The sequence below is a fragment of the Devosia enhydra genome (genome assembly GCF_900119845.1).
Taxonomy (GTDB): Bacteria; Pseudomonadota; Alphaproteobacteria; order Rhizobiales; family Devosiaceae; genus FPKU01.
In genome coordinates this window covers 1315946-1341787 of record NZ_FPKU01000001.1, presented here as the reverse complement: position 1 = coordinate 1341787, position 25842 = coordinate 1315946, and the positions used below count along the sequence as shown (strand labels likewise).

Sequence of the window (25842 nt, the reverse complement as noted above, 5' to 3'; positions counted from 1 at the left end):
CCGGGAGAGGACGCTTAGAGCATGCTGTATTTCCTCGGCCAGTTGGGCGACAGCCTCGCAGCCTTCAACGTCTTCCGCTACATTACCTTCCGCACCGCTGGCGCGGTGGTGACGGCGCTGTTCTTCGTGTTCATGTTCGGCCCCGGCATGATCCGGCTGCTGCGGGTCAAGCAGGGCAAAGGCCAGCCCATCCGCGAGGACGGCCCTGCGGGCCACCTGCTGACCAAGAAGGGCACGCCCACAATGGGCGGGCTGATGATCCTTTCGGGCGCGGTGAGCTCGATCCTTTTGTGGTCGAACCTCTCGAACGGCTATGTCTGGGTGGTGCTCTTCGTCACCGTCTCGTTCGGCGCCATCGGGCTTTATGACGATTATCTCAAGGTCAAGCGCATGTCGCATGCCGGGTTTTCGGGTCGGCAGAGGCTGCTGCTCGAGGCACTGGTCGGCCTTATTGCCTGTTTTTTCCTCTCCAAGCTCGGCGACCCGGCCTTCTCCAATTCGCTGCTCTTCCCCTTCGTGAAGGGGCTGGCGCTCGACATGGGCTGGTTCTTCCTGATCTTTGGCGCCTTCGTGATCGTTTCGGCGGGCAATTCGGTGAACCTTACCGACGGGCTCGACGGGCTGGCGATCGTGCCCGTGATGGTGGCGGCCGCCTGCTTCGGGCTCATCGCCTATCTCGTGGGCTCGGTGACCTATGCCGACTACCTGCTGATCAATTACGTGCCGGGCACGGCCGAGCTTTCGGTGGTGTGCGGCGCGCTGATCGGGGCCGGGCTGGGGTTCCTGTGGTTCAATGCCCCGCCGGCGCAGATCTTCATGGGCGATACCGGTTCGCTGGCGCTCGGCGGCGCGCTGGGGGCTATCGCGGTGGCGACCAAGCACGAGATCGTTCTCGCCATCGTGGGGGGGCTCTTCGTGCTCGAAACCGTCTCGGTGATCGTGCAGGTCGCCTCGTTCCGCCTGACCGGCAAGCGCGTGTTCAAGATGGCGCCGATCCACCACCATTTCGAGCATCTGGGCTGGACCGAAAGCCAGGTGGTGATCCGCTTCTGGATCATCTCGCTGGTGCTGGCGCTGATCGGGCTTTCGTCCCTCAAGCTGCGCTGACGACCCGGGCCGGCGTTGCAAAATGCGCCGGTCGGTCACGCTCTGCTAACCAAAGCGGCCTAGACTGTCCCGATTGTTGCGACAGGGACCGCCGGGCAGGGCGGGTCAGATCATGTTTTCGCGCGCCAGAAAGACGCCCATCGCCGAATGGTGGTGGACCGTCGACAAGCCGCTTCTCGCGGCCCTCATGCTGCTGATGACCTGCGGCATGGTGATGAGCTTCGCCGCCAGCCCGGCCGTGGCCGAGCGCCTCGGGCTCAGCCCCTGGCATTTCGTCATCCGGCATGCGCTGTTCATCATTCCCACCATCGGGGTGCTGATCGCCACATCCTTCCTGACGCATCGGCAGGCGCGCGTCGCCGCGATCGCCGGGCTTGCCGTCAGCATCGTGCTGCTCTGGGCGACGCTGCGCTTCGGCGTCGAGGTCAAGGGTGCGCGGCGGTGGCTGAGCTTTGCCGGCCAGTCGCTGCAGCCCTCCGAATTCGTGAAGCCGTTCTTTGCCGTGATCGGCGCCTGGCTCTTCGCCGAATCGATGAAGCGCCGCGACATGCCGGCGCGCATCCTGGCCACGGGGCTCATGGGCCTCATCGTTGGAGCGCTGCTGCTCCAGCCCGATATCGGGCAGACGGCACTGGTGCTCGCGACCTGGGCGGCGCTCCTGTTCCTTTCGGGCATCTCCTGGCTGCTGATCTTCGCGCTGGCCTTTGTCGGGGTCGGGCTGCTGTTTGGCGCCTATATGTTCTTCCCGCACTTTGCCCGCCGCATCGACACCTTCATCAACCCCGAAGGCGGCGGCAATACCTACCAGATCGACAAGGCGCTGGCCTCGCTGCTCGAGGGCGGCTGGTTCGGGCGCGGGCCGGGTGAATCGCTGGCCAGCAAGGCCATTCCCGACGCCCATGCCGATTATGTGTTCTCGGCGGCGGCGGGCGAGTTCGGCATCCTCTTTTGCCTCGTGCTGGTGGGCCTGATCGGCTTCATCGTGGTGCGCGCGCTGGTCGGTGCGCAGGCCCAGAGCAGCCTCTTTGCTCGCCTCGCCGCGTCGACCCTCGCAATCCAGTTCGCCATGCAGTGCGGCATCAACCTTGCGGTCAATCTCAACCTCGTGCCGCCCAAAGGCATGACGCTGCCCTTCGTGTCCTATGGCGGCACTTCGATGATCGCGATTGCCTTTGCCATGGGGCTGGTGCTGTCGCTGACGCGCGCGCGCCCCGAGGAGCGGATGACGACAGGCCTGCCGGCCTATCGCAGCGCCATGGTGGCGGCCGAATGAGCCGCTTCGTGCTGATGGCCGGCGGCACCGGCGGGCATCTCTTTCCCGCCATGGCGCTGGCGCAGGAACTGCGCCGTCGCGGCCATGAAATCCACCTCATGACCGATCATCGCGTCGCCGACCATGGCGGGCGCTTTCCGGCCAAGGCGATCCATGTGGTGCCCTCGGCAACGCCGTCGGTCAGAAGCCCGGTGAAGTTCCTCGTGGCCGGCACCAAGATCACCTGGGGCATAGCCGTCGCGGCGCAGAAGCTGCGTGGTATCGCGCCCGATGCCGTGGTCGGGTTCGGCGGCTACCCTGTCTATCCGCCGTTCATGGCCGCGCGCCTTCTTGGCATTCCCGGCCTGCTGCACGAACAGAACGCCGTGATGGGGCGGGCCAACCGGGCGCTGGCAAGCCGCGCCAATGCGCTGGCAACGAGCTTTGAGACAACGCTCAAGGCAGAGGCCTTCGCGGCCAAGACGACGATCACCGGCAATCCGGTGCGCGATCGGGTGCGGGCCGTGGCCCATGCGCCCTATCCTCCGACTGGCCCTGCGGACCTGTTGCGGCTCGTGGTCTTTGGCGGCAGCCAGGGCGCGCGGGTGTTTTCAGAACTCGTGCCGCCTGCCATCGCCGAGCTGCCCGAGGATCTGCGATCCCGCCTGCTCGTGACGCAGCAGTGCCGGCCCGAGGACCTCGACCGGGTGGCGGAAGCCTATCGGCAGGCCAAGGTGAATGTCGAACTGGCGGCGTTTTTCGATGATCTGCCCGAGCGCATCGCGGCGAGCCATCTCGTCATCGCACGGTCGGGGGCCTCGACCATCGCGGAACTGGGCGTTCTGGGGCGACCCGCCATCCTCGTGCCGCTGCCGGGGGCGCTCGACGCGGACCAGAAGAACAATGCGCTGCTGGTGGAGAAGGCCGGCGCCGGCTGGCTTATGGAGCAGGCCACGCTTTCGCCCTCTTTGCTTGCGAGCAGACTTGCCTCACTTTTGGGTGATCCGGCTGCCCTGATCGCAGCGTCCGGCGCCGCCGCAGGATTGGGAAAACCGCAGGCCGTCGAGGCTCTGGCGGACATGGCCGAGCGGCTCGCACGCCGCAGCGGCGCAAAGGCTAACGGAGCAGTATCCAGATGAAAATGCCGCGCAATATCGGGCCGGTGCACTTCGTGGGCATCGGTGGCATCGGCATGAGCGGCATCGCCGAGATCCTGCACGACCAGGGCTATCCGGTGCGCGGCTCGGACGCCTCGGAAAGCGCCAATGTCCAGCGGCTGCGCGAGATGGGCATTCATGTCGATGTGGGACAAAGGGCTGAAAACCTGCGCGATGCCGCCGTCGTGGTGATCTCCTCGGCGATCAAGAAGGGCAATCCCGAGCTCGACGCGGCGCGTGCGCGCGGCCTGCCGGTGGTGCGCCGCGCCGAGATGCTCGCCGAAATCATGCGCTTCAAGAATGCCATCGCCATTGGCGGCACGCATGGCAAGACGACGACGACCACGCTGGTCGCGACCCTGCTCGATGCCGGCAGCATGGACCCTACGGTCATCAATGGCGGCATCATCAATGCCTATGGCACCAATGCGCGGCTCGGCTCGGGCGAGTGGATGGTGGTGGAGGCCGACGAGAGCGACGGCACCTTCGTCAAGCTGCCTGCCGATGTCGCCGTGGTCACCAATATCGACCCCGAGCATCTCGATCACTATCGGGATTTCGACGGGGTGCGGAAGGCGTTCCTCAACTTCGTCGAGAACGTGCCCTTCTACGGCTTTGCCGTGATGTGCCTCGACCATCCCGAAGTGCAGGCGCTGGTGGGGCAGATCCGCGATCGCCGCGTCATCACCTATGGCCGCAATCCGCAGGCGGATGTGCGGCTGGTCGATCTCGAGACGCGGGACGGCCAGAGCCATTTCGCCGTCGAAATCCGCGACCGCATCCGCATGACCCATCTCCGCATCGAGGGGTTGAGCCTGCCGATGCCGGGCGAGCACAATGCCCTCAACGCGACGGCCGCGATCGCGGTCGCCGACCAGCTCAAGGTGCCGGCCGAGGCCATCCGCAAGGGGCTGCGCGGGTTCTCGGGCGTCAAGCGGCGCTTTACGCGGACCGGCGTGGTCGGGGGCATCACTGTCATCGACGATTACGGGCATCACCCGGTCGAGATCGCTTCCGTGCTGCGGGCTGCCCGGCAGTCGGCGCGCCGCGACGTGATCGCGGTGGTGCAGCCGCACCGCTACAGCCGCCTCAACGACCTGTTCAACGATTTTGCCGCCTGCTTCAACGATGCCGATACGGTCATCGTCGCGCCGGTTTATGCGGCGGGCGAGCAGCCGATCCCGGGCGTGACGCATGAGGAGCTGGTGAACCGCATAAGGGCGCGCGGGCATCGCGACGCGCGGATCATCGACAGGCCCGAGGCGCTGGCGCCGTTGCTGGCCGGCCGCGCCGAGGATGGCGATTACGTCGTGTGCCTGGGGGCCGGCAACATCACGCAATGGGCCGCCAGCCTGCCGGGCGAGCTGGGCAAGCTCATCGATGCGGAGCCGGTGTCATGAGCTGGCCCGATCTCATCCCCAGCCTCTCGCCCTGGATTTCCGAGGTGCGCGGGCGGCTGACGCCCAACCAGCCGCTGTCCGAGGTGACGTGGTTTCGCGTCGGCGGGCCGGCGCAGCTGTTCTTCTCGCCGGCTGACGAGGACGATCTGGCCTTTTTCCTGAGAAACCTGCCAGAGGACATCCGCGTGACAGTGATCGGGCTCGGCTCGAACCTGCTGGTGCGCGACGGCGGCCTCGATGGCGTCGTCATCCGCCTGGCGGGCCGGGCGTTTGGACAGATCGAGGTTCTCGATGGGCATCGCCTGCGCGTCGGCACATCGCTGCCTGACGTCAAGGTCGCGACGGCCGCTGCCGAGGCGGGCATCGACGGGCTGACCTTCTATCGCGGCATTCCGGGCGGCATTGGTGGCGCGCTCTACATGAATGCTGGGTGCTATGGCACCGAAACGCGCGACCGCATGGTGGAACTGCGTGCGGTGACCCGGCAGGGCGAGATCGTGACCCTGACCAATGCGGATATGGGCTACCTCTACCGCAAGTCGAACGGGCCGCGCGGAGCGGTGTTCACGTCGGCGGTCTATCAGGGCTTTGCCGGCGACAAGGATGACATCCTCAATCGCATGCGCGAGATCACCGAGAAGCGCGAAAGCTCGCAGCCGACCAAGGCCAAGACCGGCGGATCCACCTTCAAGAACCCCGAGGGGCATTCGAGCTGGAAGCTGATCGACGCCGCAGGCTGCCGCGGGTTGCGGGTGGGCGGGGCGCAGATGAGCGAACTGCACGCCAATTTCCTGCTCAATGTCGAGGATGCGACCGCCCACGACATCGAGACGCTGGGCGAGACGGTGCGCAACCGCGTGCGGGCGCATTCGGGCATCGAACTGCGCTGGGAAATCCGCCGCATGGGGCATTTCGTGCCGGGCCACGAGGTGCGCGAGTTCCTCGATGGCGACGTGTTCACGGGTGCGGTGTGATCATGCTGTCACAGTTGCAGCGGCAAGGCCCCCTCACCCGGCCTTCGGCCGACCTCTCCCCCAAGGGAGAGGTGACGATGCGGCACGCCCGGACCAATTCTTCACCTCTCCCTCGGGGGAGAGGTCGCCGCGAAGCGGCGGGGGAGGGGGCCTTCCTCCCCTGTTTCAGTTCGGAGTCCAGCCAATGACCAAGCACGTTGCCGTCCTCATGGGCGGCCTTTCGAACGAACGCGCGGTGTCGCTGCGCTCGGGGCGGGGCTGTGCCGAGGCGCTGGCGCGCTCGGGCTATCAGGTGACCGAAGTCGATGTCGGGCACGACGTTGCGGCGGTACTCTCGGCGCTCAAGCCCGATGTCGCCTTCAACGCGCTGCATGGCCGGTTCGGCGAAGATGGCACCATCCAGGGCCTGCTCGAATATCTGCGCATTCCCTACACCCATTCGGGCGTGCTGGCCTCGGCCATGGCGATGGACAAGCACCAGGCCAAGATCGTCTTCAAGGCCGCCGGCATTCCCGTGACCGACCACGTCGTGGCCAATCGTGCGGAAGTGGCGCGCGCCCATGTGATGGCGCCGCCCTATGTGATCAAGCCGGTGGCCGACGGATCCTCGAACGGCATCTTCATCGTCAAGGCCGACCAGAGCCATCCGCCCCAGGAGATTCTCGGGGCCGACTGGAAGGGCGGCGAGATGCTGATGGTGGAGCGCTATGTGCCGGGCCGGGAGCTGACCTGCGCGGTGATGGGCGACGTGGCGCTCGGGGTAACCGAGATCGTCACCGACCTCGCCTTCTACAATTACGAGGCAAAATACAGCGCCGGCGGTTCGCACCACATCATCCCCGCGCCAATTCAACCGAAAATTTACGACAAAGTGCAGAATATGGCCCTCAAGGCGCATGCCGCCATGGGCTGCCGGGGCGTGTCGCGGACCGACTTCCGCTTCAACGAACAGGCCGGACCCGATGGCGAGCTGGTCTGCCTCGAGATCAATACCCAGCCGGGTATGACCGAGGTGTCGCTCGTGCCCGAACAGGCGCGGCATGCGGGCCACTCCTTCGAGGAGCTGGTCTCCTGGATGGTGGAGGATGCGAGTTGCAACAGGTAGGGAGCAATGTGTTCCTGGCTTCGGCCGAACCCGTCGATCCCCGACAGCTTCCCGCCCCGTTCAGGCCGCGCAGCCTGCCCCGACGCATGGTCGCGACCGCCCGTCACGCCTGGGTGCTTCATCGCCGGGCGCTAAAGCTCGCCATGGCCGGCGTGGTCGTCTTGGCAGCGGGCGTCGGCCTTTATGAAGCGCGCGACCACATTTCCACCGGTCTTGCCAGCGCAACCGACCTGGTACAGGGGCGGTTCGCATCCGCCGGCTTCGGCATCAACGCCATCGAGATCAGCGGCCAGCGCCTGACCCGCGAGCGCGATATCTTCGCGCTGCTGACCATGGGCAACGGCAATTCGACCCTGACCTATGACGTCGACAAGGCGCGCATGCGTCTCGAATGGCTGCAGGCTGTCGAGAGTGCCTCGGTGCGCAAGGTCTATCCCGACCGTCTCGAAGTCGCCATCGTCGAGCGTGAACCCGTGGCGCGGTGGCGCGTGGCGGGGGTCACCTATCTCGTGGACGTGCAGGGCCGTCGCATCGGCACCACCGATGGCGCCTTCGGCGAGCTGCCGCTGGTGATCGGGTCGGGTGCGGCCGATGACGCGCAGGTGATGATCCGCGCGCTGGCCCAGCATCCCGATCTCAAGGCCGGCATCGCCGCGCTCAGCCGCATCAGCGACCGGCGCTGGGACCTGATCTTCCAGACCGGCCTCAGAGTGCAGCTGCCCGAGCAGGGCGTGGCGCAGGCGCTCGTGCAGCTGGCCCAGTATCAGCGCGACTATCGCCTGCTCGACCGTGACGTCACGGTGATCGACCTGCGCGTTCCCGGCCTCGTGGCGCTCGAGCCGGGCGAGGACGCCGCCGCGCAGATCGAAGCCGAGCGCAAGGCAGCCGGAAAGAAGAGATCATGATCACCGATGCGATGACCGCGCGCCTCAAGCCCGTGCAGCCGGGGCGGACCAGCCTCGTCTCCGTGCTCGATATCGGGTCGACCAAGCTCTGCTGCGTCATCGCGCGGCTGGTGCCGCGACCCGAGGGCAGGGCGCTCAAGGGGCGCAGCCATGTGGCCCAGGTCATCGGCTTCGGTTACGGTCCCTCGAGCGGCATCAAGAGCGGGGTGATCACCGATCTCGACAAGGCCGAGCAGTCGGTGCGCACCGTGGTCGGCATGGCCGAACGCGCCGCCGGGCTGACGGTACAGTCGGTGGTGGTCAACGTCACGGCCGGCAGGCTGGGGTCCGAAACCTTCTCCGCCAATGTCAATCTGGGCGGGCAGGAGGTCGAGAAGGCCGATATCCAGCGCGTGCTGCGCGCCGTCAACCAGCGCAGCGTGCGGCCGGAACGCTCGATCATCCACGCCATGCCCATCGGCTATTCGCTCGACGGTCAGCGCGGCGTGCGCGATCCGCTCGGCATGGTGGGCGAAAAGCTCGGCATCGATGTCGCGGTGGTGTCCTCCGAAACCCTCGCGATGCGCAATATCGAACTGGTGCTCAATCGCTGCCACCTCGAGATCGAGGCGCTGGTGGCGACCCCTTATGCATCGGGCCTCGCATCGCTGGTGGATGACGAAGCCGAGCTGGGGGTGGCGGCGGTGGACATGGGGGGCGCGACGACGACCGTTGCGGTGTTTTCCGACGGGCACCTCGTCTATTCCGATGCCATTGCGATCGGCGGCCACCACCTGACCCTCGATATCGCGCGCACGCTCTCGGTCAGCGTCGCTGACGCCGAGCGCCTCAAGACGGTCTATGGCAGCGTGCTGCCCGGCCAGGCCGACGAGCGGGAACTGATCCCCGTCGTGCCGGTGGGCGCTACGCATGACGAGGCCCCGGGGCAGATTCCGCGCTCGCACCTCACCCGCATCCTGCGGCCGCGGATCGAGGAAATCCTCACCGCCGTGCGTGATCGCATGCAGGCGACCGGCATGATGGATGTGTGCGGGCGCCGCTTCGTTTTGACGGGAGGGGCAAGCGACCTCACCGGTCTGCCGGAGGTGGCCCGCCGCATGCTGGCGCGCAATGTGCGCAATGGCAGGCCGATGGGCATTTCGGGCCTGCCCGACATCGCCAAGGGGCCCGCCTTTGCCGCCGTTGCCGGCATGCTGATCTATCCGCAGGTGTGCGGGCAGGAATATTCCGAACCGCGCGCCTCGCGCCGGCTCATCGGATCCGACGGCTATCTCGCCCGCGTCGGGGGATGGCTCAAGACAGCTCTCTGAAAGAATTTATCGCTCCATGGACCATATCGACACCGGCATCGCCCCCTCCACCGGCCCCGTCTCCGACGCTATTCGCGACGGCCGGCTCTACTGGACCGTGGTGGTTGCCGAGGATCCCAAGACCGGCGAAATCGAAAAAGGTCCGATCGAGGTGCAGACCCGCAGGGCGCTGCTCAACCTCGAGCAGTCGATGCGCGCAGCCGGCGGCACTTTGGCCAACATCGTGCAGGTACAGGTTTTTCTCGTCGACCGTGCCGACGGACCGGGGATGAACAAGGTCTATGGCGAGTTCTTCAAGGCCCCTTATCCGGTGCGCGCGACCGTGGTCGTTAAGGAATTGATGGCCGAAGGCCTGCGCATCGAAATCCTCGCCCAGGCGGTCATCGACCCCGCCTGAACCCCCGCAAATCCAGGGTTAACGGGCCGTTAGCGCGCCATGGTCTCGCCTTGCAGATTGCACACCCGTTAATGCAATCGGCGCAATCGTTAGGGCGCGGTTAACGATTTGGCGACTAAAACTGGACCCACACGCCACTATGGGGTCCTCCATGACGATCAACCTCACGATTCCGGATATCCAGGAACTCAAGCCCCGCATCACCGTATTCGGTGTCGGCGGTGCCGGCGGCAACGCCGTCAACAACATGATCACTTCCGGGCTCGACGGGGTCGACTTCGTCGTGGCCAATACCGACGCGCAGGCTCTCGCGCTCTCGAAAGCGCCCCGCATCATCCAGCTGGGTGTGTCGGTGACCGAGGGGCTCGGCGCCGGTTCGCACCCGGAAGTGGGTCGCGCAGCGGCCGAAGAAAGCTTCGACGAAATCAACGATCACCTCTCGGGCTCGCACATGGTGTTCATCACCGCGGGCATGGGTGGTGGCACCGGCACGGGCGCAGCCCCCGTGGTGGCCCGCGCAGCCCGTGAGCAGGGGATCCTCACGGTCGGCGTCGTCACCAAGCCCTTCGCCTTCGAAGGCAACCGGCGTGCCCGTCTGGCCGAAGAGGGGATCGACGAGCTTCACCGGCATGTCGACACCCTGATCATCATTCCGAACCAGAACCTCTTCCGCGTCGCCAACGAGAAGACCACCTTCGCCGACGCCTTCGCGATGGCCGACCAGGTGCTGTTCTCGGGCGTCGCCTGCATCACCGACCTGATGGTCAAAGAAGGCCTGATCAATCTCGACTTCGCCGACGTTCGCGCCGTAATGCGCGGCATGGGCAAGGCGATGATGGGTACGGGCGAGGCTTCGGGTGATGACCGTGCGCGGCACGCGGCCGAGGCGGCGATCGCCAACCCGCTGCTCGACGACGTGTCCATGCAGGGCGCGCGCGGTCTGCTGATCTCGATCACCGGCGGGCCGGACCTGACGCTCTACGAAGTCGACGAGGCCGCCAGCCGCATCCGCGAGGAAGTCGATCAGGACGCCAACATCATCCTGGGCGCTACCTTCGACCCCAACATGACCGGCACTATCCGCGTCTCGGTGGTCGCCACGGGCACCGATGCCACCATGGTGCAGGCTCTCGAGCCGATGAAGGCCAATCCGGGTCGTGCTCCGCTCGCCGTACGTCGTCCGCATGCCGGTGCCGAGCAGTATGCCCAGATGCAGGCCCAGCCGCAGCCGACCATGGTCGCGCCGCCGGCCGCCCCGCAGCCCGCTCTCGAATCGCAGGTGCAGATGGCCGTGGCCGAGGCGATCAGCCACGCGCCGCAGCAGCGCCACTATGCCGAGGACGATGGCATCGAAGTCGAGCCCTACATTCCCTCGGCCAGCCACGACCCGTACGAGGACGCGCCGCGCCCCGTCGATTCGCCCATTCCGTCGGTCTATGTGCCCTCGAGCGCCGAGCGGCCGGACCTGCAGCGCCGGATGCCGCGGACCGAGGAGTTTCCGGCTGTTGCCAGAAGGTCACTCGATGGCCAAGAAAAGCAGGATGCCGAGCCGCGAAATGCCCGCGCCCTGTTCAAGCGCCTCGCCTCGAATGTCGGCCTGAACCTGCGGGCCGGCGAGACCGATCGCCCCCATCAGGGCAGCGCCGATGCCGCAGCGCGCAGCGCCATTGAAGCCGGCGCGCCCCGGAATCCGCAGGTTTCGGCCCCCCGCGAGGGCGCCCAGGGCCAGTATGACGCGCATGGCCGTCCGGTGCCGCAGGGCACCCAGCGCGACCAGCTCGAGATTCCCTCCTTCCTGCGCAAGCATGGTTGAGGCAAGGCCCGATTAGCGATCGGCTCGACCCGGTGCGGCTTCCGCGCCGGGTTTTTATTGGCTAAGACTTTTGAGCCGCAGCTGGCTTCGGAGCGACAAAACCATGCAGAAACTATCGGCGCGGCAGCGCACTCTGGCAGCGGCGCTCGATTTCAGCGGTTTTGGCGTGCATAGCGGGCTGCCCGTATCGCTGCGCATTGCACCGGGCGCGCCGGATTCCGGCTACACCATCGTGCGATCCTTCGAGGATGGGCGGTCGACGCCGCCCGTGCAGGTGCATTTTTCGCGCGTGACCCGCACCACCTTGTGCACCACCATCGACCTTGGCGACAGCGTCTCGGTGGCCACCGTGGAGCATGTGATTTCGGCCCTTTCGGGCCTCGGCGTCGACAATGCGCGCATTACCCTCACCGGCAACGAATGCCCCATCCTCGATGGCAGTGCGGCGCCTTTCGTCGACGCCATCATGGCGGTCGGGCTCGAGGTGCAGCCGATCAACCGCAAGTTCATCAAGATCATGCGGCAGGTCATCGTGCGCAACAATGACGCGATGGCGGCGCTCGAACCCTATAACGGGCGGATGCTCGATCTTGAGATCGACTTCGACAGCCGCGTCATCGGCCGGCAGCGGATGATCTTCGACTGGACGCCGCGCCGCTATTTCGAGGACGTGTCGCGCGCCCGCACCTTCGGTTTCGTGCGCGACGCCAAGATCCTGCGCCAGGCCGGCTATGCGCTGGGGTCCTCGCTCGACAATTCGATCACGGTCGATCAGGACAAGATCCTCAATCCGGGCGGGTTGCGCTATGAGGACGAGTTCGTGCGCCACAAGCTGCTCGACGCGCTTGGCGACCTCGCCCTTTGCGGCCTGCCGATCTACGGGCGCTTCCGCTCATACAAAGGCGGGCATGCGCTTAACGCGCTTGTGCTGCACAGCCTGTTTGGCAGCGACGCAAACTATGAGATAGTCTCGGCCGAGGATCTGCCGCTGGCTTTCGATGCTCTCGACGATGTACCCGAGGGCCTGGCCGTGCGGCCATATCTGCGGTCGGTCGGCTGACGCCGCCGCGCCACAGTTTTGATCCTTTTCGTGGGTAGTCGGCACGTCTCTCGTGGCGCGCAACAGTACGGGGCAGTTCGTGATTCTCAAGGCAATAGCGCAGCATACCGGCCGGGCCGGGCGTATCCTCGCCATCATCGGTCTTGCTGCCGCCCTCTCGGCCTGCAACCTGTTCGGCCCGACCAAGATCAAGGAAGAAGCCATCGTGCCGCCCGAGACGCTCTATCAGAGCGCGCTTGCGGACATGGATGGCCAGCGCTTCAACGGCGCCATCACCACCCTGCAGAAGCTCGAGCGTCAGCATCCTTACTCCGAGTTCAAGGAGAAGGCGCAACTGATGACGGTCTATGCCAATTTCCGCATCGGCAAATATGAAGAGGCGGTGCTGGCTGCGGACCGCTACATGGCGCTTTATCCGGCGTCGCCCGAGACGCCCTATATCCTGTGGCTCAAGGGATCGTCCTATTACGGGCAGATCAAGGACATCACGCGCGACCAGCAATTGTCGCGCAACGCCATCGAGACGTTCCAGCTGGTGGTCTCGAACTATCCCAAGAGCGAATACGCCAAGGACGCCAAGGACAAGATGCTGGTCGCCACCGACCAGATGGCCGGCAAGGAAATGTCGGTGGGGCGCTATTATCTCGGCAACGGCCAGTACACCGCCGCCATCAACCGCTTCCGCGTCGTGGTCGAGCAGTACCAGACATCGACCCATATCGAGGAAGCCCTCTACCGGCTGACCGAGGCCAATCTTCTGCTGGGCCTCGTCGGTGAGGCGCAGACGGCTGCCGCGGTGCTGGGGCACAACTATCCCTCGAGCAGCTGGTACAAGCAGGCCTTTGCCCTGCTCGAAAAGCAGGGCCTGTCGCCCAACCTCAACTCCGGCAGCCCGCTGGCCAGCGCCGTTCGGAGAGGGTGAGCCGCATTTCGGCTTCACCCGCGCCAGATAGATGTTGCTTGTTTGTTCGCCTCCGCGATAATTGACGCGGTGACGGGCAGGGGCTCGAGATGCTGAGCGCGCTTTCGGTTCGCAATATCGTTTTGATCGACCAGCTCGATCTCGGGCTCGATGTCGGCCTGACCGTGCTGACCGGCGAAACCGGCGCCGGCAAGTCGATCCTGCTCGATGCATTGACGCTGGCGCTGGGTGGGCGCGGCGATGCCTCGCTGGTGCGGGCCGGAAGCGACAGCGGCCAGGTGGTCGCCGTCTTCCAGCTGCCCGCGCCCCATGCGGCGCGCGCGCTGCTCAAGGACAACGGCATCGCCGATGACGAGGACATCATCCTGCGTCGCATGCAGTTCGGCGACGGGCGGACGCGCGCCTATATCAACGACCAGCCCGTGAGCGCCGCGCTGCTGCAACAGGTCGGGCGGCTGGTCGTCGAAATCCACGGTCAGCATGATGATCGCGCCCTGGTCGATCCGGCCACGCATCGGGCGTTGCTCGACGCCTATGGCGGGCATGGCCGGGCGGTTGCGATCGTGGCGAGTGCCCATGCGGCGCTGTCGGACGCGGAGGCGCGACTTGCCGCGCAGCGCGCCCAGGTGGCCGAGGCGGCAGCGCGCGAGGATTACGCGCGGCATGTCGTGGAGGAATTGACCAAGCTCGCGCCCGGTGTGGGCGAGGAGGACGAGCTGGCCGAACGCCGCCACCGGCTTCAGCAGCTCGAGCGATCCGCCGAAGAGGTGCGCGAGGCCGATGACGTTCTCAACGGGCCCTCGTCGCCTTCGGGAGAACTGGCGCAGTTGATGCGGCGGCTCGGTCGCAAGGTGGATTCGGGGCAGTCGATTTTCGCGCCGCTCGTCGATGCGCTGGATGCGGCGCTGGTCCAGCTCGACCAGACCAGCGAGGCGCTCGAGGCGATCAAGCGCGAGATGGCCTTCGATCCGCTGGAGCTTGAACAGACCGAGGAGCGGCTGTTTGCCCTGCGCGCCGCCGCCCGCAAGCATCAGGTGCTGTGCGACGAACTGCCGGCGGTTCTGGCACGATACGAGGCCGACCTCGAAGCGCTGCAAAGCGGGGAGCAGGTGGCCGCCCGGCTCGAGGCGGAAGCCGGTGCGGCGCGTGCGGCTTATCATCTGGCGGCGACCGAGTTGGCAGAGCTGCGGCGCACCGCCTCCGCCGCGCTCTCGGATGCGGTGGGGCAGGAACTGCCGGACCTCAAGCTGGGATCTGCGCGCTTTATCGCGGAAGTGACCACCGATACCGAGCGCGTGGCCAACAGCGGCTACGACACGGTGAGCTTCGTCGTGCAGACCAATCCCGGCACCTTGCCCGGCCCGATGCTCAAGGTTGCCTCGGGCGGCGAGCTCAGCCGCTTCCTGCTCGCGCTCAAAGTCGTTCTGGCCGACAAGGGATCGGCGCCCGTGCTGGTGTTCGACGAGATCGATACCGGCGTGGGCGGGGCGGTGGCCGATGCCATCGGGCGCCGGCTGTCGCGGCTGTCGCGGACGGTGCAGGTGCTCGCGGTGACGCATGCGCCGCAGGTGGCGGCGCGTGCCGGCCATCACCTGCTCATCGAAAAGCAGGCCATCGCGGAGGGCGCGTTCATGCGCACCCATGTGCGGCCGCTCGACGGCGGGCTGAGGCGCGAGGAAGTGGCGCGCATGCTGTCGGGCGCTTCGGTGACCGAGGAGGCACGGGCTGCGGCGCGGCGGCTGCTCGAGGAGGTTTCGGCATGAGTTCGGCCACTCCCGAGATCGAGAATTATTCGGAAGCCGAGGCGCGGGCCGAGCTCGAACGGCTGCATGCGCTCATCGCTGCCGCCGACATCGCCTATCACCAGAATGACGCGCCCGAGATTTCGGACGCCGAGTATGACGATTTCAAGCGGCGCTACCTGCTGATCGAGACGGCGTTTCCCGAGCTCGTGCGGCCGGATTCGCTTTCGGGCAAGGTCGGCGCGCCCCCGGCCGAAGGCTTCGAGAAGGTACGCCATGCCGTGCCGATGCTGAGCCTCGCCAAGGCCTATTCGGACCAGGATGTGGTCGATTTCGTCGATCGGGCGCGGCGCTTTTTCGCGCGCGACGAGGGCCTTGACCTCAGCTTCACCGCCGAACCCAAGATCGACGGGCTTTCGGCATCGCTGCGCTACGAGAGCGGTATGCTGGTGCGCGGCGCAACGCGCGGCGATGGCACGGTGGGCGAGGACATCACCGAAAACCTCAAGACCATCGCCGATATTCCGCACCGGCTTTCAGGCAGCGGCTGGCCCGAGATCATCGAGATTCGCGGCGAGGTCTACATGACCTATGCCGAGTTCCAGGCGCTGAAGGCGCGGTCGGCGGCGACGGGCGGCCAGGATTATGTCAACCCGCGCAACACGGCGGCTGGGTCGCTGCGGCAGAAGGATCCGCGCGTAACCGCGAGCCGCAATCTCAGATTCTTTGCCTATGCCTGGGGGGGCGCCAGCGAGGAGCCGGCAGCAACCCAGTTCGAAGCGGTGCGCAAATTTGCCGACTGGGGCTTTGCGGTCAGTCCCCTGATGATCCGCGCCGAAACGATCGAGGCGCTGCTGGCCCATTATCGCCTCATCGAAGCGCAGCGTGCGTCGCTGGGCTACGATATCGACGGCGTCGTCTACAAGCTTGATTCCATTGCCCTGCAGCAGCGCTGGGGCACGGTGACGAGCGAGCCGCGCTGGGCCGTTGCCCACAAGTTTCCCGCTGAACAGGCGACGACTGTCGTGCGCCGTATCGACATCCAGGTGGGGCGCACCGGCACATTGGCGCCGGTGGCACGGCTCGAGCCGGTCACGGTGGGCGGGGTGGTGGTGGAAAACGTCACCCTGCACAATGAGGATTACATTGCCGGGCGCGACAGTTTCGGCGAGCCGATCCGCGGTGGGGTGGATATCCGCATCGGCGATACGGTCACCATCCAGCGGGCCGGCGACGTCATTCCGCAGATCGTGTCGGTTCTGCTCGAAAAACGGCCGGCCGACGCCGTGCCCTATGAGTTTCCGCACACCTGCCCGGTCTGCGGGTCAGAGGCGACACGCGAGCTCAACGAGAAGACCGGCAAGGAGGATTCGCGCCGCCGCTGCTCGGGCGAACTGATCTGCCCGGCACAGGCTGTGGAGCGGTTGAGGCATTTCGTGGCGCGCGGGGCGATGGATATCGAGGGCCTCGGCGCCGAGAATATCGACCTGTTCTTCAGCGAAGGGCTGGTGAAAACGCCCGCCGATATCTTCACGCTGGAAGGGAGGCCAGAGGCGGTGCGGGCGGCGCTCTTCAAGCGGCGCGAGCAGCAGGCGGCGGAGCGCGAGAAAGCGACCGGCAAGGCGCGCAAGAAGGTGCTCTCTGCCGACGAACGCACCTATGAGGGGCTCGACAAGCTCTTTGCCGCCATCAATGCCCGGCGCCAGCCCGAACTCGACCGGTTTCTGTTTGCCTTGGGTATCCGCCATGTCGGGGAAACGACGGCGGCGCTCCTGGCTCGGCATTTCGGCACCATTGACGGCTTTCGGGCCGCAGGCCTTGCCTCGGCTGCCGAGGGCGCGGCGCTGCACGATGCCTTTCCCTCGATCAACGGCATCGGCGATACGGTCTGGCGCTCGGTTCGCGACTTCTTCGCCAATGCCCGAAACGTCGAGGCGCTCGATGCGCTTCTCGCCCAGGTCCGGCCCAACCCCTATGTCGTGACGGTCTCCGCCGACAGCCAGGTCGCGGGCAAGACAGTGGTCTTCACCGGTACTCTGGAAAAGCTGTCGCGCAGCGAAGCCAAGGCCATGGCCGAGCGCCTGGGCGCCAAGGTTGCCGGATCGGTTTCGGCCAATACCGATATTCTCGTCGCCGGGCCCGGGGCTGGCAGCAAGCTCAAGAAGGCAGAAGAGCTCGGCATTCTGGTCGTGAGCGAGGAACAATGGCTTGAAATGGCGGGGCGATGACGCCGGACCGGCCCATTGCCACCATTTTTGCGCCTCAACGCACTGCTAGGCGCTGAGGGGTTGAAGCACTAGCGGATCTTTCAAGGGGCAAGACATGCGCCACGCCCGCCTGGCCTTTGCAATCCTCCTCAGTACGCTGGCTGGTCCGGCGCTCGCCTTCGATACGCCCAAGGCGCTGCTCGAAGCCATTTACCAGCCCTATCAGGGGCAGGCCGAGCGCGGCGACATAGGCCGGTTCCTCTCGGCCCGCCTCGAAGACATTCGCCAGAACCAGACAAGCACCGTGGCGGCCTCGGCGGACCACTCCGACGACCTGGCCAATTTCGATCCCTTCGTGCAGGGCGATGCCTTCTTTCCCTTCGATCTGCTGATTGCCGAACCCGCCGTGCTCGGCGACCGTGCCATCGCCACTGTCAGCTTTCGCAATTTCGGCGCGCCCAGCCTGATGAGCATTGCCATGGTCCGCGAGAGCGATGGCTGGAAGGTCGATGACATCGCCTCGATGGGCGAAGGGGAAAACTGGCTCTACAGCTGGCTTTTGACCGTCGACCCCTTCGGCAATTGATGGGTGCCGCTCCCTCAGAGGGGAGCGGTCGCCTTTTCGAGCCAGGCCCGCACGCGAGGCTCGACGAGCGGGCCGATTTCGTTGAGGACCCGGCGGTGATAGGCATCGAGCCACTCGCGCTCATGGGGCAGCAGCAGCGCCAGATCGATGAGGCGCCGATCGATCGGCGCGAGGGTCAGCGTCTCGAATTCGAGCCAGCCATCGCCGACGTCGCTCGGTATTACGAGCACGAGGTTCTCGATGCGGATGCCATAGGCGCCGGATTTGTAGTAGCCGGGCTCATTGGAGAGGATCATGCCGGGCTCAAGCGGGGTAGAGAACCGGCTCGAAATGCCGATCGGCCCCTCATGAACCGAGAGGAATGCGCCGACGCCATGGCCGGTGCCGTGATTGTAGGTCACGCCGGCCTGCCAGAGGAACTGGCGCGCCAGGATGTCGATCTGCGCGCCCGATGTGCCCTTGGGGAAGCGAGCGGTCGAGATCGCGATCATGCCCTTGAGGACGCGTGTGAACCGGTCCTTTTCCTCTGACCCGGCCGGGCCGGATGAGATGGTGCGGGTTATGTCGGTGGTGCCCGAGAGATACTGCCCGCCCGAATCGACCAGCATCAGTTCGCCGGGGACCAGCATGCGGTTCGATTTTCTGTCGACCCGGTAATGCACGATCGCGCCATTGGCGCCCGCGCCGGCGATGGTATCGAAGCTGTTGTCGACAGCGCTCGCATCTGCCCGGCGGAAGGCCTCGAGGGCGCTGACAACCGTGATCTCGTCGAGACCGCCCTTCGGGGCCGCTTCGTCGAACCAGGCGAGGAAGCGGGCCATGGCGACGCCGTCGATCCGGTGCGCCTCCTTCATGCCGCCGATTTCCGCATCGTTCTTGCGCGCCTTGGGCAGGCGGACGGGATCGGGCTTTTCGAGCACGGCTTCGGCATTGCCTGCCTTGGCCGCCTCGACGATGGCGACGGGGCAACTGGCCGGATCGATCGCGATGCGGCGGCCGCCGGCAGCGAGGCGGGTGATGGCGGGCAGGAGCTTGCCGGTGGGCGCGAGCGCCACGCGGTCGCCTAGAGCCGCGCGCAGCTCGGCGGTGATCTTTTCCGGCGCGAGGTAAAGGGTGGGACGGCCACGCCGGGGCACGATGCAGAAGCCCAGGAGGAAGGGCGTGTTGGGCACGTCACGCGCCCTGATATTGAGCAGCCAGCAGATGGAATCGGGCAGGGTGAGCACCGTGGCGTCGGCCTTGTCGGCGGCAAGCGTCGCCTGAAGCTCGGCGATCTTTTGCGCGCTCGACTTGCCGGCGCGATTGTCGCCCAGAGTTTCGACCGGCGTGACGGGCGCTGCTGGGCGATCGGGCCATATGGCATCGACAAGGTTGTCGAGCGGGCGCAGCGTCGCGTGGCCGGCGAGCTTGCCCTCAAGATCGCGGATCTCGCCGGGGGTATGCAGCCACGGATCATAGCCGACGACGCCACCCTTCCTGACATAGCTGGCAATGCCTGCCGGCATGGCGGCCTGATTGATCTCCACCACATCGAACTTGCGCGTATCGGTCTGCGCGGGCGCCTGGAGCGTGTAACGGCTGTCGACGAAGAGAGCCGCCTTGCTGCGCCCGACAACCGCCAGCCCAGCCGAGCCCGTAAAGCCGGTCAGGTATGCAAGCCGCGCATCCCCCGGCGGCACGGACTCACCGCGATGCGCATCGGCGCGCGGTACGAGAAAGGCATCAACGCCGGAGTTTTCCATCGTCTTGCGCAGCAAGGTCAGGCGCGGAGCCACTTTTTCCGGATCGGACTTGACCTCGAAGGTCTGGAATTGCGCCGGGGGAATATCGTCGAGCAACATGGCAGTCCTTCACTGTCCTGCGTCCACGGCATGGCTGCGCTGTGCCGCGGGCCCTAACCAAAACGATGCATGTGCCTATCTATAGAGCATCGAAACGCAAATGCACCAAATGCGATGGAGACCGCGATGACCGAGACCAAGAGCTTCTTCCGCAAGGCCCTCGACGCCATTATCGAAGGCCGTGAGCGCCAGGCCCAGTACCATATCGACCGCTACAACTTTGCCCGTCGCGATCTCGACAAGCCGTCGCGCTGATACGGCCAAGGGGTCGAAAGGGTTCGTTAACCCGCCCCTCCCGCCGCGAATGGCTGGTCTGCGGATTCAGCGCTTCAGACTCGGTGGGTGGCAGACTAAATCAACAGTGTCGGTAGTGTACCGGCACAGGTAACGAGATACGAAATGCCCGAGAACAAGTACGATTTCCGCAAGTCCCTGAACGCCGTGATCGAAGTGCGGTCGCGCGAAGTGGCTCGTCAGCGGGATGCGCGCTTCCAGCATCAGCTGATCGGCAGCTTCACCAAGCGCCCCTGATCGATCGGTCGTTTCGGTTTCGAGAGTTTGGTCCCCGGTCCGCAAGGCCGGGGATTTTGCTTTTCAGGAAGGGGCGTCAGCTGCGCTCGAGCACAAGCGTAGCCCACCCGCGCCGCAGGAGCTTGCGGCGCAGATGCATGCCCGAGCCGGCATAGGCCGAGGCGACGCGGGTTGCCTGATGGGCGAGGATTCCCGAAAGGATGATGGTGGCACCGCGGGCGGTGACGCGCGCGACATCCGGGGCGATCGAGACCAGCGGCCCGGCCAGAATGTTGGCGACCAGAAGATCGTAGGGCGCTCCCCGGGAAATGGCGGGATGCGACAGGCCGTCGGCGGTGATGGCGGTAATCAGCCGGCCCACGCCATTTTCCCTGGCGTTGTCCTTGGCGGTATCGGTTGCGACCGGATCGATGTCGGTCGCGAGCACGCGCTGGCGGCTGCGCTTGGCGAGCGCGATGGCGAGAAGTCCGGTGCCCGTGCCGATATCCACCAGATTGCGATAGCGGCGGAGTTTCAGAGCCCGGTCGATGGCTTCGAGACAGCCGGTGGTGGTCTCGTGATGGCCGGTGCCGAAAGCCTGCGCCGCGTCGATGCGGATGGTTGTCGAACCGGCCGGGGCAGGCGTCTCGTCATGGCTGCCATGGACGAAGAACGATCCCGCCTGTACGGCATGCAGGCCCTCGAGCGAGCGCGCCACCCAGTTGACCTCCGGGTCGATGGGCTCGACGGTGAAGTCCACGTCGCCATCGAGCACCTCGACCGCCAGCGCGCGGAACGCCTCGAGATCGGGCTCGGTCTCCGACATGGCCTCGAAAATCCATTCGCCGGTTGCCTCGTCCTCATAGGCCGAGGCGGTCATGGCGAGGTCCTCGCGCGCCATCACGGCATCGACCAGAGCATAGGCCTGGTCGCGGGTCAGGTGGGCGGGCAGGGTGATCTGGTCGGCCATCGGCGCGAAGTCCTCGTTTTCAGCGCTGGTTTTGCGCCTTGCCGGGCCCTTGTCAATGGCGCCGCCAGAGGTTCAGTGCGCGGCATCGATCTTGAGGCGCGCCCAGACGGGCAGGTGATCGGATGCCTTGCGCGAGCGTTCGGACAGGTGCACGCCAGCCTGCATCAGGGCGATGTCGCGGCTCGTGATGATGCGATCGAGGGCGACGACCGGGCGGCTGGCATGGAAGCTCGGACCCGGTGCGATGACGTGGTGGTGCTGCGCGAAACGGCCGACGCTGCCGCCATCGGCGGTCCACTGGTTGAGATCGCCCATGATTACGGTCGGCAGGCGCTCCTCCAGCTTTTCGATGAAGTCGAGCACCGCAAGGCTCTGCCGCGTGCGCCAGAAGCCGACGAGGCCCAGATGCATGCCGATGAACCGCACCCGCTGGGCATCGAAGCGCACATCGGCCAGAACTGCGCCGCGCGGCTCGAGCGCGGGCAGCACGATGCGGCGGGTGTCGAGGATTTCGAGCCCCTTGCGCACGAGGATGGTGTTGCCGTGCCAGCCGAGGCTCGCCGGGCGTGGGCCAAACCGAAGGGCGGTGTAAGGGCTTTCGTGCTCGATCGCCTCGGGCGGGATCGAGCTCGTGCGACTGCCGAACCGGCGGTCGATCTCCTGGAGAGCGACGATGTCGGCGTCGATCTCGTCCAGCACTTCGAGGATGCGGCCGGGGCGGCGGCGCCAGTCGGTGCCGACGCTCTTGCGGATATTGTAGGAGGCAACTGAAAACATGGGCACTGGGATCAGAGGATGGGGGAAACGAGGCGGGCGGCCGAATTGATCAGCCGATCGAAATAGGACCGGTCGGCGGCTTCGGCTTTGCCCACCTTGCGGCAGCGGGCGAAATCATCGACCAGCATTGCCTCGACCGCTTCGATCATCGATGCGTGCGGCATCCAGACGGTGATCTCGAAATTGATCGCGAACGAGCGGTTGTCGAAATTGACGCTGCCGACGCTGGTGATCTTGTCGTCGACCAATAGGACCTTCTGGTGGAGAAAGCCGGCGGTGTAGCGATAAACGCCGACGCCGCGTTTGACCATGTGGTCGGCATGGGCGTTGCTGGCGTGCCAGACGATCTTGTGGTCGGGCTTTTCAGGCAGCATGACGCGCACATCCACCCCGCGCAGCACGGCAGCGAGCAAAGCTGTGCGCACATCGGTATCGGGCACGAAATAGGGCGAGACGATCCACAGCCGCTTGCGGGCCTGGGCGATGACATCGGTGAAGGCGATGGCGCAGGATTCGAGGCGGTCGGCCGGGCCGGTAGCCATCACGAGGGCCGGCACGTTGCCGGGGGTTTCCACTTCGGCGGGCGGCTCGAAGGGCAGGGCATCGCCGGTGGCCCATTCCCAGTCCTCGCGGAAGATGAGGGCGCAGGCGAGCGCTGCCGGGCCTTCGATGCGCAGATGGGTATCGCGCCAATGGCCGAATTTGGGGTCCTGCCCCAGATACTCGATTCCGACATTGATGCCACCGGTCCAGGCGACCTTGCCGTCGACCACCACGATCTTGCGGTGGTTGCGGTAATTGATGCGCATCGGCCCGTAAATGCGCAGGAATTTGTGGCGCTGGTTGAAGCCGGCAACTTTCACGCCTGCGGCGCGAAGCTCGTCGCGGTAACGGCGCGGCAGATCCGTCGACCCGACATCGTCATAGAGCAGGTAGACCCTGACGCCGGCGCGGGCGCGCTCAGCCAGCCGCACGGCAAGTTCGCGCCCCAGGGCATCGTCGCGCACGATATAGAACTGCACGAAGAGGTAGCGCTTGGCCTGCGAAATGCCCTCGAAGATCGAATCGAAGGTTGCCTGTCCGTCGATGAGGAGGCGCGTATCGTTGCCCGAGTTGAACGGCACGCCGGACACGCGGGTGAGCACTGGCCAGTCATCGGTGGTCTCGCGGTCGATGACCTTGAGGTCCTGGGCGCGCAGGGGCCGCGCGTTGCGGCTCTGCAGGCGACGTTCCTGATAGCCGTCGAAGAACTTCCAGCCGAAGACGAGATAGATGAGCGCCACGGGAAAGGGGAAGAACAGGAGCGAGAGAAGCCAGGCGATCGAGCCCTGCGAGGTGCGGGAGGCCAGGATTTCGCGCACGGCGCAGAGCGCCGCCAGCGCGTAGTTGGCGGCAAAGAAGATGGCCACGATGTGGATATTGCCCACTATGGCACGCACGATGTCGGTCATGTCTCGCGTCCATTCCCCAAGGCGCTGGACCGTTGTGTAGCACGTCCCCCGGCGCCCACACAGAAGTGGCGCGGGGCCGCGCTGGTTCCCACCGATTATTCCGTGCGCCTGCCAATAGGCCCTTGCGCCGACCGGCCTTGCGCGTCATTGCTCGGGCTGCCCCAGGACCCTCTCCTCAACGCGGCCGGACCCGTTCCGGTCGATCCGGTGTCAGCCCGTGCCCGAGCCAACCGAGCAGAACCCACCAGCGGCCCGCCAGCCGGGCCAGCGCAATGCGATGGTGGGGATCGGGTTCAAGCTGGCCTCGGTGATGGTGCTGGTGAGCATGCAGGGGCTGCTCAAGGCCGCCGAAGGCGTGCCTTTGGGACAGCTGGTGTTCTTCCGGGCGTTTTTCGCCATCGTGCCGATCATCATCTTCCTGGCGCTGCGCGGGGAGCTGTCGGTCGGCTTCAAGACCAGCAACCCGATCGGGCATGTCTGGCGCGGGGTGGTGGGTACGGGAGGGCTGAGTTTCGGGATCCTGGCCCTCATCAACCTGCCGCTGCCCGAGGCGGTGGCGATCGGCTATGCCACGCCGTTTCTGATCGTTGTGTTCAGCGCCATCATCTTCAAGGAAGTGGTGCGGGCCTATCGCTGGACCGCCGTGCTGGTCGGGCTCGTGGGCGTGATGATCATCATCTGGCCGCGCCTCACCGTGTTCGATGGCGGGCTCATCGGGCCGGGTAATCCCGTTCTGGGCGTCAGCGCGGCGCTGCTGGGGTGCTGCTTTGGGGCCGGCGCCATGCTTCTGGTGCGCAACCTCGTGCGCACCGAGCGATCGGCGACCATCGTGTTTTACTTCTCGGCGATTTCGGCGCTGATTGGCCTTGCGACCTTCCCCTTTGGCTGGGTGGCGCTCGACTGGTCGACGACCGCGATGCTGGTGCTTGCCGGGGTGGCAGGCGGCGTGGGGCAGATCCTGCTGACTGAGAGCTTCCGCCATGCCGACATGTCGGTGGTAGCGCCGTTCGACTATTCCTCGCTGCTGATCAGCATCGCCATCGGCTATGTGATTTTCGGCGACGTGCCGACCTGGCAGATGCTCCTCGGGGGCATGGTGGTGGTTGGCTCGGGGCTGTTCCTGATCTTCCGCGAACACAGGTCGAGCCGTCTGGCGCGGAGACCGCTGCCGCCATCGTCCTGAGGCCTCGGGCGATCGGCAAAAGGGCCATATGGTTTCGGGACGCGGAACAATCGCGCGGCCCGCATCTATTGCTTGCAATGGCATGGCAAAGCATCGTTCAAGCTAGGGCCTGCGGTGATCTCAACCGCGATGCGGATCGCAGCACGTGACTATCGAGCCCAAGCCCGTTCTGCCCGCCCTGCCGCCCATCGGGGGCGACACGATGCGCGGCATCGGGCTCAAGGTCGCATCGATCTGCGCCTTTGTCGGCATGATGGTCTTCATCAAGATCGCCGGGGAACTCCCCGTTGGCGAATTGCTGTTTTTCCGCTGCGTGTTCTCGCTGTTGCCCATGCTGGCGATGCTGGCCTTCAGGGGGCAGCTGCTGTTCATGCTGCGGACCAGGCGGCCGATCGGGCATGTGTGGCGCGGCTTCATGGGCACGATCGGCATGGGGCTTGGCGTGATCTCGATCACCCAGCTGCCGCTGCCGGAATCGGTCGCGATCAGCTTCGGCACGCCACTGCTCGTCGTGATCCTCAGTGCCATCGTGCTGCACGAGACGGTTCGCCTCTATCGCTGGGGCGCTGTGGCGGCGGGGCTCTTCGGCATGGTGCTGATCGTCAGCCCGCGCCTTACGGTGTTCTCGTCCGAATTCGACTGGGGTCAGGGGGCCGCGTTCGGCGTCGTCGCCGCGATCACGGCCTGCTTCTTCTCGGCCGCCGTGCTGCTGATCATCCGGAAACTCGTGCAGACGGAGCGATCGACCACCATCGTGCTCTATTTCTTCATCACCTCGATGGGCTTCAGCCTCCTCACTTTGCCCTGGGGCTGGGTGATGCCGACTGCCGAGCAGTGGCTGATGCTGCTGTTCATGGGGTTGTGCAGTTTTGCCGGCCAGATGTTCATGACCGAGGCGTGCCGGCACGCCGACATGTCGGTGCTGGCGCCCTTCGATTATCTCTCGCTCATTCTGAGCGGGGTCGTCGGCTATCTGATCTTTGCCGAGGTGCCGACCTGGCAACTGGTCGCCGGAGGAGTGGTGATCATCGCCTCGGGGCTCTTCATCATCTGGCGGGAGCGGCAATTGGGGCGGGCGACTGCGCGCAGCGTCGCCGGTCCGCCCGGCGGATGAGCTGGCGCGCCCATTAAATTGCGGAAAGGCGCGATGCCGGCCCTTGTGCCGGACGTCAG

23 protein-coding genes are annotated in these 25842 nt (G+C 65.8%); 19 read left to right on the top strand and 4 right to left on the bottom strand.

What is annotated here, in order from left to right:
- The first annotated feature begins 21 nt into the window (after positions 1–21).
- From mraY to BT183_RS06430, 15 genes are all read left to right on the top strand, one after another.
- The gene (gene mraY, locus BT183_RS06500) at positions 22–1107 is read left to right on the top strand and encodes a phospho-N-acetylmuramoyl-pentapeptide-transferase (RefSeq protein ID WP_072340055.1); all 1086 of its coding nucleotides are present in this window, start codon (positions 22–24) and stop codon (positions 1105–1107) included.
- Between the two features lie 112 nt (positions 1108–1219).
- Complete coding sequence (locus BT183_RS06495) at positions 1220–2380, top strand: FtsW/RodA/SpoVE family cell cycle protein (protein WP_072340053.1); 1161 nt, start codon at positions 1220–1222, stop codon at positions 2378–2380.
- Positions 2377–3498 (top strand): undecaprenyldiphospho-muramoylpentapeptide beta-N-acetylglucosaminyltransferase, encoded by a 1122-nt coding sequence (gene murG / locus BT183_RS06490; RefSeq protein ID WP_072340051.1) that lies wholly within the window; start codon positions 2377–2379, stop codon positions 3496–3498. The genes BT183_RS06495 and murG overlap by 4 nt, the downstream gene beginning before the upstream one ends.
- Positions 3495–4916 carry a UDP-N-acetylmuramate--L-alanine ligase gene (gene murC, locus BT183_RS06485; RefSeq protein ID WP_072340048.1) on the top strand — a complete coding sequence of 474 codons (1422 nt, stop codon included), beginning with the start codon at positions 3495–3497 and terminating at the stop codon, positions 4914–4916. The genes murG and murC overlap by 4 nt, the downstream gene beginning before the upstream one ends.
- A complete protein-coding gene (murB, locus tag BT183_RS06480) occupies positions 4913–5890 on the top strand; it encodes a UDP-N-acetylmuramate dehydrogenase (protein ID WP_072340046.1) in 978 nt (325 codons plus the stop codon). Before murC ends, murB begins: the two co-directional genes overlap by 4 nt.
- A 184-nt stretch (positions 5891–6074) precedes the next feature.
- Entirely contained in the window at positions 6075–6995 is a 921-nt protein-coding gene (locus BT183_RS06475; protein WP_072340044.1) for a D-alanine--D-alanine ligase, read from the top strand.
- Between the two features lie 8 nt (positions 6996–7003).
- A complete protein-coding gene (locus BT183_RS06470; RefSeq protein ID WP_143145684.1) occupies positions 7004–7900 on the top strand; it encodes a cell division protein FtsQ/DivIB in 897 nt (298 codons plus the stop codon).
- Positions 7897–9210, top strand: coding sequence for a cell division protein FtsA (gene ftsA / locus BT183_RS06465; RefSeq protein WP_072340040.1), 1314 nt, complete (start codon positions 7897–7899; stop codon positions 9208–9210). The genes BT183_RS06470 and ftsA overlap by 4 nt, the downstream gene beginning before the upstream one ends.
- Before the next feature lie 16 nt (positions 9211–9226).
- On the top strand, positions 9227–9607 hold the full coding sequence (locus BT183_RS06460) for a RidA family protein (RefSeq protein WP_072340038.1): 381 nt from the start codon (positions 9227–9229) through the stop codon (positions 9605–9607).
- A gap of 151 nt (positions 9608–9758) precedes the next feature.
- Positions 9759–11420, top strand: a complete 1662-nt coding sequence (gene ftsZ, locus BT183_RS06455; protein WP_072341650.1) for a cell division protein FtsZ — start codon at positions 9759–9761, stop codon at positions 11418–11420.
- 103 nt (positions 11421–11523) lie between these two features.
- Positions 11524–12480: a UDP-3-O-acyl-N-acetylglucosamine deacetylase gene (lpxC, locus tag BT183_RS06450; RefSeq protein ID WP_143145683.1), complete on the top strand. Its 957-nt coding sequence runs from the start codon at positions 11524–11526 to the stop codon at positions 12478–12480.
- Between the two features lie 79 nt (positions 12481–12559).
- Entirely contained in the window at positions 12560–13402 is an 843-nt protein-coding gene (locus tag BT183_RS06445; protein ID WP_177282417.1) for an outer membrane protein assembly factor BamD, read from the top strand.
- 89 nt (positions 13403–13491) lie between these two features.
- Positions 13492–15165, top strand: coding sequence for a DNA repair protein RecN (gene recN / locus BT183_RS06440; protein WP_072340034.1), 1674 nt, complete (start codon positions 13492–13494; stop codon positions 15163–15165).
- Positions 15162–17372, top strand: coding sequence for an NAD-dependent DNA ligase LigA (ligA, locus tag BT183_RS06435; RefSeq protein WP_072340032.1), 2211 nt, complete (start codon positions 15162–15164; stop codon positions 17370–17372). The genes recN and ligA overlap by 4 nt, the downstream gene beginning before the upstream one ends.
- A 94-nt stretch (positions 17373–17466) precedes the next feature.
- A complete protein-coding gene (locus tag BT183_RS06430; RefSeq protein ID WP_072340030.1) occupies positions 17467–17937 on the top strand; it encodes a hypothetical protein in 471 nt (156 codons plus the stop codon).
- 14 nt (positions 17938–17951) lie between these two features.
- Here BT183_RS06430 and BT183_RS06425 read toward each other — a convergent pair whose 3' ends face one another.
- Positions 17952–19778 carry an aminopeptidase P family protein gene (locus tag BT183_RS06425; protein ID WP_072340028.1) on the bottom strand — a complete coding sequence of 609 codons (1827 nt, stop codon included), beginning with the start codon at positions 19776–19778 and terminating at the stop codon, positions 17952–17954.
- A 126-nt stretch (positions 19779–19904) separates the two neighbouring features.
- Between BT183_RS06425 and BT183_RS21150 the strand changes: the two genes are divergently transcribed.
- Positions 19905–20033 (top strand): hypothetical protein, encoded by a 129-nt coding sequence (locus tag BT183_RS21150; RefSeq protein ID WP_280173917.1) that lies wholly within the window; start codon positions 19905–19907, stop codon positions 20031–20033.
- A 144-nt stretch (positions 20034–20177) separates the two neighbouring features.
- Positions 20178–20309, top strand: coding sequence for a hypothetical protein (locus tag BT183_RS21145; RefSeq protein WP_280173915.1), 132 nt, complete (start codon positions 20178–20180; stop codon positions 20307–20309).
- A 76-nt stretch (positions 20310–20385) separates the two neighbouring features.
- On the opposite strand, the gene BT183_RS06420 is transcribed toward BT183_RS21145, so the two are convergent.
- The 3 genes from BT183_RS06420 to cls all read right to left on the bottom strand — a co-directional run bounded on the left by BT183_RS06420 (position 20386) and on the right by cls (position 23486).
- Complete coding sequence (locus BT183_RS06420) at positions 20386–21258, bottom strand: 50S ribosomal protein L11 methyltransferase (protein ID WP_072340027.1); 873 nt, start codon at positions 21256–21258, stop codon at positions 20386–20388.
- A 72-nt stretch (positions 21259–21330) separates the two neighbouring features.
- Positions 21331–22035 carry an endonuclease/exonuclease/phosphatase family protein gene (locus BT183_RS06415; protein ID WP_177282416.1) on the bottom strand — a complete coding sequence of 235 codons (705 nt, stop codon included), beginning with the start codon at positions 22033–22035 and terminating at the stop codon, positions 21331–21333.
- A gap of 11 nt (positions 22036–22046) precedes the next feature.
- On the bottom strand, positions 22047–23486 hold the full coding sequence (gene cls, locus BT183_RS06410) for a cardiolipin synthase (RefSeq protein ID WP_084603285.1): 1440 nt from the start codon (positions 23484–23486) through the stop codon (positions 22047–22049).
- A 277-nt stretch (positions 23487–23763) separates the two neighbouring features.
- Between cls and BT183_RS06405 the strand changes: the two genes are divergently transcribed.
- The gene (locus BT183_RS06405; RefSeq protein WP_072341641.1) at positions 23764–24669 is read left to right on the top strand and encodes a DMT family transporter; all 906 of its coding nucleotides are present in this window, start codon (positions 23764–23766) and stop codon (positions 24667–24669) included.
- Between the two features lie 145 nt (positions 24670–24814).
- Positions 24815–25783, top strand: a complete 969-nt coding sequence (locus BT183_RS06400; protein WP_084603284.1) for a DMT family transporter — start codon at positions 24815–24817, stop codon at positions 25781–25783.
- Positions 25784–25842 lie beyond the last annotated feature (59 nt).

Excerpts from the sequence above, each read along its gene's own strand:
- mraY (WP_072340055.1), top strand. The coding sequence starts at position 22 with ATGCTGTATTTCCTCGGCCAGTTGGGCGACAGCCTCGCAGCCTTCAAC.
- BT183_RS06495 (WP_072340053.1), top strand. The coding sequence starts at position 1,220 with ATGTTTTCGCGCGCCAGAAAGACGCCCATCGCCGAATGGTGGTGGACC.
- murG (WP_072340051.1), top strand. The coding sequence starts at position 2,377 with ATGAGCCGCTTCGTGCTGATGGCCGGCGGCACCGGCGGGCATCTCTTT.
- murC (WP_072340048.1), top strand. The coding sequence starts at position 3,495 with ATGAAAATGCCGCGCAATATCGGGCCGGTGCACTTCGTGGGCATCGGT.
- murB (WP_072340046.1), top strand. The coding sequence starts at position 4,913 with ATGAGCTGGCCCGATCTCATCCCCAGCCTCTCGCCCTGGATTTCCGAG.
- BT183_RS06475 (WP_072340044.1), top strand. The coding sequence starts at position 6,075 with ATGACCAAGCACGTTGCCGTCCTCATGGGCGGCCTTTCGAACGAACGC.
- ftsA (WP_072340040.1), top strand. The coding sequence starts at position 7,897 with ATGATCACCGATGCGATGACCGCGCGCCTCAAGCCCGTGCAGCCGGGG.
- BT183_RS06460 (WP_072340038.1), top strand. The coding sequence starts at position 9,227 with ATGGACCATATCGACACCGGCATCGCCCCCTCCACCGGCCCCGTCTCC.
- ftsZ (WP_072341650.1), top strand. The coding sequence starts at position 9,759 with ATGACGATCAACCTCACGATTCCGGATATCCAGGAACTCAAGCCCCGC.
- lpxC (WP_143145683.1), top strand. The coding sequence starts at position 11,524 with ATGCAGAAACTATCGGCGCGGCAGCGCACTCTGGCAGCGGCGCTCGAT.
- recN (WP_072340034.1), top strand. The coding sequence starts at position 13,492 with ATGCTGAGCGCGCTTTCGGTTCGCAATATCGTTTTGATCGACCAGCTC.
- ligA (WP_072340032.1), top strand. The coding sequence starts at position 15,162 with ATGAGTTCGGCCACTCCCGAGATCGAGAATTATTCGGAAGCCGAGGCG.
- BT183_RS06430 (WP_072340030.1), top strand. The coding sequence starts at position 17,467 with ATGCGCCACGCCCGCCTGGCCTTTGCAATCCTCCTCAGTACGCTGGCT.
- BT183_RS06425 (WP_072340028.1), bottom strand. The coding sequence starts at position 19,778 with ATGTTGCTCGACGATATTCCCCCGGCGCAATTCCAGACCTTCGAGGTC.
- BT183_RS21150 (WP_280173917.1), top strand. The coding sequence starts at position 19,905 with ATGACCGAGACCAAGAGCTTCTTCCGCAAGGCCCTCGACGCCATTATC.
- BT183_RS21145 (WP_280173915.1), top strand. The coding sequence starts at position 20,178 with ATGCCCGAGAACAAGTACGATTTCCGCAAGTCCCTGAACGCCGTGATC.
- BT183_RS06420 (WP_072340027.1), bottom strand. The coding sequence starts at position 21,258 with ATGGCCGACCAGATCACCCTGCCCGCCCACCTGACCCGCGACCAGGCC.
- BT183_RS06415 (WP_177282416.1), bottom strand. The coding sequence starts at position 22,035 with ATGTTTTCAGTTGCCTCCTACAATATCCGCAAGAGCGTCGGCACCGAC.
- cls (WP_084603285.1), bottom strand. The coding sequence starts at position 23,486 with ATGACCGACATCGTGCGTGCCATAGTGGGCAATATCCACATCGTGGCC.
- BT183_RS06405 (WP_072341641.1), top strand. The coding sequence starts at position 23,764 with ATGGTGGGGATCGGGTTCAAGCTGGCCTCGGTGATGGTGCTGGTGAGC.